The following is an 830-nucleotide window of genomic DNA, read 5'->3' on the forward strand; positions in this document are numbered from 1 at the left end:
ATACACTTAGCTGGGATACACTTAGCTGGGTCTATGATTACTTTAGCTTGTTGTTCTACTGCTGGTATACTCATACTTGGTCAAAACCCAACTTATAGCTCAATACTTCCTTTCGTACTTATGTTAGGTATTGCTATGGTTGCTGCTCCTGGTGCTCCTGGTGGTGCTGTTATGAGTGCTTTGCCTTTCTTCTATATGATTGGTATTACTGGAGAAGAGTTACAAGGTTTAATGATTGCTTTATACTTAACTCAAGACTCTTTCGGTACTGCTGCTAATGTATCTGGAGACAATGCTATAGCWGTATTTGTTGATTGGTTCTACAAGACTAAAATTAAAAAAGAGGCTGTTGCTTAAAATAAAATTATTTATAATCAATTATGTAAAGGGTGGTTTCAAAGAGAAGCTGCCCTTTTTGTTTATATGAATTTCTTATATAATTAAAGTTTAGTTTTTTTAACGCACGGTAAACAATCACTTGTATATTATAAAAATTATATTGTTAATTTYATTATATTTTAAATTTAGCTCACCGTGCGATGAATATATTTTTTAAATTTAAAAACAACTTGGGCGGGYGTGCTTTTTTAAATAAGTAACAAGATTAATAAAAACTRAATATTWTAAATAAGCATATGAATATAAAGGGCGGGGTTTTAAGAAAAATTTTTAATACATAAAAAAAGAGGCCCAAATATTTATTTAAGCCCCTTTTATTTTATAAATTAATAATTTAACTATTCTTTCTAAATATACCTTGAAGTATTAAAGCCAAAGCACCGTCTCCTGTAACATTACAAGCAGTACCAAAACTATCTTGTAAAGCAAAT

1 protein-coding gene is annotated in these 830 nt (G+C 30.2%); it reads left to right on the forward strand.

Annotated features, from left to right (window positions below; translation table 11 throughout):
• A partial coding sequence (locus GQX97_RS12785) for a cation:dicarboxylate symporter family transporter (protein ID WP_157152257.1) occupies positions 1-357 on the forward strand: 357 nt, incomplete at its 5' end.
• Positions 358-830 lie beyond the last annotated feature (473 nt).

Origin of the sequence: Brachyspira sp. SAP_772, from assembly GCF_009755885.1 — a bacterium.
Taxonomy (GTDB): Bacteria; Spirochaetota; Brachyspiria; order Brachyspirales; family Brachyspiraceae; genus Brachyspira.